The organism is Candidatus Dormiibacterota bacterium (genome assembly GCA_036495095.1).
Lineage (GTDB): Bacteria > Chloroflexota > Dormibacteria > Aeolococcales > Aeolococcaceae > CF-96.
The window spans coordinates 1-5,579 of the sequence record DASXNK010000051.1; the positions used below are offsets into that span (position 1 = coordinate 1).

At 73.5% G+C, this 5,579-nt stretch carries 6 protein-coding genes; 2 read left to right on the plus strand and 4 right to left on the minus strand.

Annotated elements, in window-relative coordinates; genetic code table 11:
• Positions 1-715 (minus strand): DEAD/DEAH box helicase (locus VGL20_05530; protein HEY2703132.1); only part of this gene is annotated, 715 nt, incomplete at its 3' end.
• A 206-nt stretch (positions 716-921) separates the two neighbouring features.
• On the opposite strand from VGL20_05530, the gene VGL20_05535 reads away from it, so the two are divergent.
• Together VGL20_05535 and VGL20_05540 are read left to right on the plus strand one after the other, a co-directional pair.
• Positions 922-1,917: a D-glycerate dehydrogenase gene (locus tag VGL20_05535; protein ID HEY2703133.1), complete on the plus strand. Its 996-nt coding sequence runs from the start codon at positions 922-924 to the stop codon at positions 1,915-1,917.
• A complete protein-coding gene (locus tag VGL20_05540; protein ID HEY2703134.1) occupies positions 1,914-2,780 on the plus strand; it encodes an HAD hydrolase family protein in 867 nt (288 codons plus the stop codon). Before VGL20_05535 ends, VGL20_05540 begins: the two co-directional genes overlap by 4 nt.
• Positions 2,781-3,090: 310 nt before the next feature.
• Here VGL20_05540 and VGL20_05545 read toward each other — a convergent pair whose 3' ends face one another.
• The 3 genes from VGL20_05545 to VGL20_05555 form a co-directional block, all read right to left on the minus strand.
• The gene (locus tag VGL20_05545; GenBank protein ID HEY2703135.1) at positions 3,091-3,525 is read right to left on the minus strand and encodes an ACT domain-containing protein; all 435 of its coding nucleotides are present in this window, start codon (positions 3,523-3,525) and stop codon (positions 3,091-3,093) included.
• A gap of 7 nt (positions 3,526-3,532) precedes the next feature.
• Positions 3,533-4,402 (minus strand): 3-hydroxyacyl-CoA dehydrogenase family protein, encoded by an 870-nt coding sequence (locus VGL20_05550; GenBank protein ID HEY2703136.1) that lies wholly within the window; start codon positions 4,400-4,402, stop codon positions 3,533-3,535.
• Positions 4,403-4,426: 24 nt separating this feature from the next.
• The coding region (locus VGL20_05555; GenBank protein HEY2703137.1) for a class II fumarate hydratase at positions 4,427-5,579 on the minus strand (1,153 nt) is incomplete at its 5' end.

Genomic DNA, 5,579 nt, shown 5'->3' on the forward strand with positions numbered 1-5,579 from the left:
TTCGCTTGGTCTCGGTGAAGATCAGCGCCATGGTGAGGTCGGGCTGGTCGAGGATGCGGCAGAGCGCGTCGACCTTGTCGGCCCAGCTGGTCTGCAGGTAGAGCTGCCGGATGTCGGAGGCGATCTCCGGGGTGTCGCTGACCGTGATCCGCTCCGGGTCGCGCATGTACTTGCTGCTGAGCCGCGCCACCCAGTCGGGCACGGTGGCGCTGAAGAGCAGCGTCTGGCGGTCGGTGGGGCACTGGCGGAGGATGCGCTCGACGTCGGGGGCGAAGCCCATGTCGAGCATCCGGTCGGCCTCGTCGAGCACCGCGATGCGCACCCCGGCGAGCGAGATGGTGCCGCGGTTGCAGTGGTCGAGGAGACGGCCGGGGGTGGCGACCACGACCTGCGGGTGGGTGTGCAGCAGGTCGAGCTGGCGCTTGATCGCCTCGCCGCCGAAGATCGCGATCGAGCGGATGCCCCGGGGACCGCCGAGACGGGTGAGCTCGTCGTGCACCTGGACGCAGAGCTCACGGGTGGGGCACAGCACCAGTGCCTGGACCGCCGGGCCGTTGGGATCGCTGCGCTCGACGATGGGGACGCCGAAGGCGACGGTCTTGCCGCTGCCGGTGTGGGCCTGGCCGATGACGTCACGACCATCGCGCCCCGGCGGGATCGCCCGGGCCTGGATCGGCGTCGCCTCCGTGAAGCCCATGGCGCGCACGGCCTCCATCACCGGGTCGCTGAGGCCAAGGGCATCAAAGCGGACGCGAGGTTCGGGATCAGAGGTCGCGACCCTGTCCTCATCGAGGGGACGGGGTCTCGCGACGGGCGGCCGGTTGGGCCGCAGGCGGGAGCGTTGGCGCAAGACCACACGAGAGTACCACAGCTGCCCGAACACGTGATCGGGGCCGCTCCCGGGTCGCGTATAAAGCGGGGATGGCCCCTGTCGTCCTCTGCACCCTGCCCCTGCCCGCGCCCGCTCCCGAGCTGCTCGGCGCCGCCGCCGAGGTGCGGGTGCTGGGCCGGAGCCCGGGCGCGGAGGAGCTCGCCGCCGAGCTCTCCGGCGGCGTCGACGTGCTCTGCGCCCAGCTCCGCGACCCGGTCACGCCCGCCGTCCTCGACGCCGGCCTGCCCCGGCTGCGCGCGGTCAGCCTGTTCAGCGTGGGCTTCGACAACGTCGACATCCCCGCCGCCAGCGAGCGCCGGGTGGTGGTCGGGCACACCCCCGGGGTGCTCAGCGACGCCACCGCCGACTGCGCCCTCGGCCTGATCCTCGCCGCCGCCCGGCGGCTGTGCGAGGGCGACGCCGTGACCCGGGCCGGCGGCTTCCACGGCGTCGAGCCGGAGTTCATGCTCGGCCTCGACCTCCACGACGCCCTGCTCGGGATCGTGGGCTTCGGCCGCATCGGCCAGGCGCTGGCGCGGCGGGCGCTCGCCTGCGGGATGCGCATCGCCCACACCGAGCACCGCGGCGCTCCCCCGCCCGAGGACCTCGCCGGACGGGTGACCGCGATGCCCCTCGACCGCCTGCTCGGCGAGGCCGACGTGGTCTCGCTCCACGTGCCCCTCTCCGCCGCGACCCACCATCTCATCGACGAGGCGGCGCTGCGGCGGATGAAGCCCACCGCGGTGCTGGTGAACACCGCCCGCGGCGCGGTGATCGACGAGGCGGCGCTGGTCCGGGCGCTGCGCGAGGGCTGGATCGCCGCCGCCGGGCTCGACGTCTACGAGCACGAGCCCCGGCTCGCGCCCGGGCTGACCGAGTGCCGCAACGCGGTGCTCGCCCCCCACCTCGGCAGCGCCACGGTCCGCACCCGCTCGACGATGGCCGGGATGTGCGCCGCCAATGCGGTCGCGGCCCTGGAGGGCCGGCTCCCACCCCACTGCGTGAACCCGGAGGCGTGGGCCGGAGCGGCGCCGCCGCCCCTGTGACCCCGCCCCACATCGCCGCCGCCGGCGCTCCGCGGCCGGCGCAGCGCCCCCTGCTGGTCGCCCTCGACCTCGACGGCACCTGCCTCGACCAGCAGCAGCGGCTCGCCCGGCGCACCCGCGACGCCGTCCGCGCCGCCGTCGCCGGGGGCACCGTCGTCGTCGTCGCCACCGGGAGGATGTATCGCTCGGCGCTGCCCTGGGCGCGCGAGCTCGGGGTCACCGCCCCGCTGCTCTGCTACCAGGGAGCGCTGGTGCGCGACCTGCCCGGCGGCGACGGCGCCGAGGCCGGCCCGGTGCTCTTCGAGGACCCGGTGTCGCCCGCCGCCGCGGAGCGCGCCCTCGACATCGCCCGCGCCGGCGGCTGGCACTACCAGGCGTACCAGGACGACCTGCTGCTCTGCGAGGAGGACCGCCCCGAGGCCCACCTCTACTCGCGCATCGCCCAGGTGCAGATCCACCTCGTCGACGACCTGGTGCCGGTGCTCCGCCGCGGCAGCACCAAGGTGGTCTGCGTCGTCGAGGACCCCGAGGGCGCCGCCCGCTGCGAGGCGGCGATGCGGGCGGGCCTGGACGGCGAGGCGCTGGTCACCCGCTCGCTCCCCCAGTTCGTGGAGATCACCAACCCCGTGGCCTCGAAGGGGCGCGCCCTGACCCGGCTCTGCGACCGCCTCGGCATCGGCCTCGACCGCGTGGTGGCGGTCGGCGACGCCCCCAACGACTCCGACATGCTCAGCGTCGCCGGCTTCGCGGTCGCCGTCGAGGGCGCCCCCGAGCGCCTCCTCGTCCACGCCGACGCCCTCTGCGCCCCCGCCGGGGATGCCGGCGTCGCGGAGGTGCTGGTCGCCCTGGGTCTCGCGCCCTGAGCCGCTCAATGGGCGCCGGTGGCCGGGCGACGGGGCTCAGGGGGGACGGCGGCGATCGCTTCGCGATCGACTCGCCTCGGATTTCGCCGCGGGGGTATACGGCTCAATACGCCCCCCTGAGCCCCGTCGCTCTCAGCTCAGCGAGCCCCCTCCCCGCAGCGGGCCGAGTTGCTCGCACCAGCGGGTGGATGTGGGACACCATGACGGAGCGAGTTCCGCAGCACGCCGCAGGGCGAAGCCCGGAGGCGCGCGAGGACTGTTTGAAGCATCCGGCGTGGTGTCCCGTGTCCACCCGCGTCCGGCTGAAGACCTACCCCGTGCCCGCGAGGACGAGGGCCGCGAGCGCCTCCTCGGCCTCGTCGCTGCGCTCGCCGGGGACGAGGATGTAGTCGCGGCGGTAGGTTGCCAGCGAGAGCACCGGGATGTCGCGGGCGGCGAGGGCCTCGCAGACCTGGGCGAGGTAGCCGGTGACGCCGAAGTCGAAGGGGGCGTAGAGGCCGAAGACGGTCCAGGGGCCGTGGTGCTCGGTCACCGGCACCGCCGCCTCGAGGACGGGCAGCTCGGGCTCGGGGAGGAAGACGGTGGCTCCGTCGGGCTCGACGGTCACGCAGAGCGGGGGCGGCTGCAGCCGCACCACCGGCTCGAGCGGGGTGCCCGGCTGGAGCCGGCAGATCACGTACGGGATCGGCTCGCGGCGCACCCGGGTGGCGGCGAAGAGCTGCTGCAGCGCCTCGAACATCGGCATCGCAGCGCTACCGCTTGGACTCGTAGAACCCCTTGCCGGTCTTGCGTCCGAGCTCGCCGCGCGCGACCCGGTCGCTGAGGATGGGCGTCGGCGCCCAGCGCTCCTCCCCGGTCTGCAGGTGACCCTGGGTGAGGATCTCCCTGGTGACGTCGAGGCCCACCAGGTCGGCGAGCTCGAACGGGCCCATCGGCCAGTTGAGCCCGTTCTTCACCGCCAGGTCGCAGTCCTCCATGGTGCAGTAGCCGGCCTCCACGAGCTTGAAGGCCTCCTGCATCGCGATGAAGAGGATGCGGTTGGCGATGAAGCCGTAGGTCTCCTTGCGCACCAGCACCGGGGTCTTGCCCACCCGGCGCACGAACTCCATCGAGGTCTCGACGGCCTCGTCGCCGGTGTGCGGGCCGCGCACCACCTCGACCAGCTGCATCACCAGCGCGGGGTTGAAGAAGTGGATGTTCAGCAGCCGCGTCGGGTCGCTCACCTGGTCGGCGAAGAACGAGGACGGCATCGTCGAGGAGTTGCTGGCGAGGATGGCGTGGGGGGGCGCCGCCTGGTTGATCTGCGGGTAGATCGCGCGCTTGGCGTCGCGGTCCTCGGCGATGGTCTCGATGACCAGGTCGGCGCCCGCGGCGGCCTCGGCGAGGTCGGTCGAGGTGGTGACCCGGTCGAGCGCATGCTGGCACTCGTCGGCGTCCAGCTTCCCCCGGTCCACGCGCTTGCGCAGCAGCGCTGCGGTGCCGTTCACCGCCGACTGGAGACGCTCCGCGGACCGGCTGTACAGCTGGACCGGGTAGCCGCCGAGGGCGGCCTGGTGGGCGATCTGGCTGCCCATGGTGCCCGCGCCGATGACGCACACCGTCCTGATCTCGTCGATCGTCATGGCGGCGCAGTATAGCCCCCGGTCCTAACCGGGTTCGGTCATCCGCACGGGGTCGAGCAGCTCGGTCAGCTCGTCCTCACCGAGGTCGGTGCGCTCGCGGGCCACCTCGCGGACGGTGCGCCCGCTCGCGAAGGCCTCCTTGGCGATCGCGGCGGCGGCGTCGTAGCCGATCCGCGGCGCCAGCGCGGTGCAGGTCATCAGCCCCCGCTCGACCAGCCGGGGGCCGTTGTCGGTGGCCCGGAGGCCGTCGACAGCCTGCTCGGCGAGGTTGACCGCGCTGGTCGAGAGGATGCCGATCGACTGGAGCAGGTTGTAGGCGGCCACCGGCATCATCACGTTGAGCTCGAGCAGCGACCCGGCGGCGCCGGAGAAGGCGACCGCGGCGTCGTTGCCGATCACCTGGGCGGCGACCATCGTCACCGACTCGCAGATCACCGGGTTCACCTTGCCCGGCATGATCGACGAGCCCGGCTGCACCACCGGCAGGGCGATCTCGGCGATCCCCGCGCGCGGCCCGCAGCCGAGCAGCCGGAGGTCGCCCGCGATGGTGTGCAGCGAGACCGCGATCGTCCGCATCGCGGCGCTGGCGGCGACCACGCCGTCGAGCCGCGACTGCGCCTGGAAGTGGTTGTCGGTCTCGCGGAACCCCAGCCCGGTGGCCTCGCCGAGGCGCTCGATCACGCGGCGGGCGAACTGGGGATGGGTGTTGACCCCGGTGCCGACCGCGGTGCCTCCCAGGGCCAGCTCGGTGAGCTCCTCGAGGGCGCCGGCGGCGCGGCGGCGTCCCCGCTCGACCTGCCCCGCCCAGCCCAGGAACTCCTGCCCGAGGCGGATCGGGGTGGCGTCCTGGAGGTGGGTGCGCCCGGTCTTGATCACCTCCCACAGCTCCTCGCTCTGGCGCCGCAGCGAGCTCTCCAGCCGCTGCAGCGCGGGGAGCAGGCGGTCGTGGATCTCGACCGCGGCGGCGACGTGGATGGCGCTGGGGATCGCGTCGTTGCTCGACTGCCCGAGGTTGACGTGGTCATTCGGGTGCACAGGGGTGCGGGTGCCCTTCTCGCCCCCGAGCAGCTCGATGGCGCGGTTGCTGATCACCTCGTTGGCGTTCATGTTGGTCGAGGTGCCGCTGCCGGTCTGGAAGACGTCGACCACGAAGCCGTCGTCGAGGTTGCCGTCGACG

Excerpts from the sequence above, each read along its gene's own strand:
- VGL20_05545 (HEY2703135.1), bottom strand. The coding sequence starts at position 3,525 with ATGCCGATGTTCGAGGCGCTGCAGCAGCTCTTCGCCGCCACCCGGGTG.
- VGL20_05550 (HEY2703136.1), bottom strand. The coding sequence starts at position 4,402 with ATGACGATCGACGAGATCAGGACGGTGTGCGTCATCGGCGCGGGCACC.
- VGL20_05535 (HEY2703133.1), top strand. The coding sequence starts at position 922 with ATGGCCCCTGTCGTCCTCTGCACCCTGCCCCTGCCCGCGCCCGCTCCC.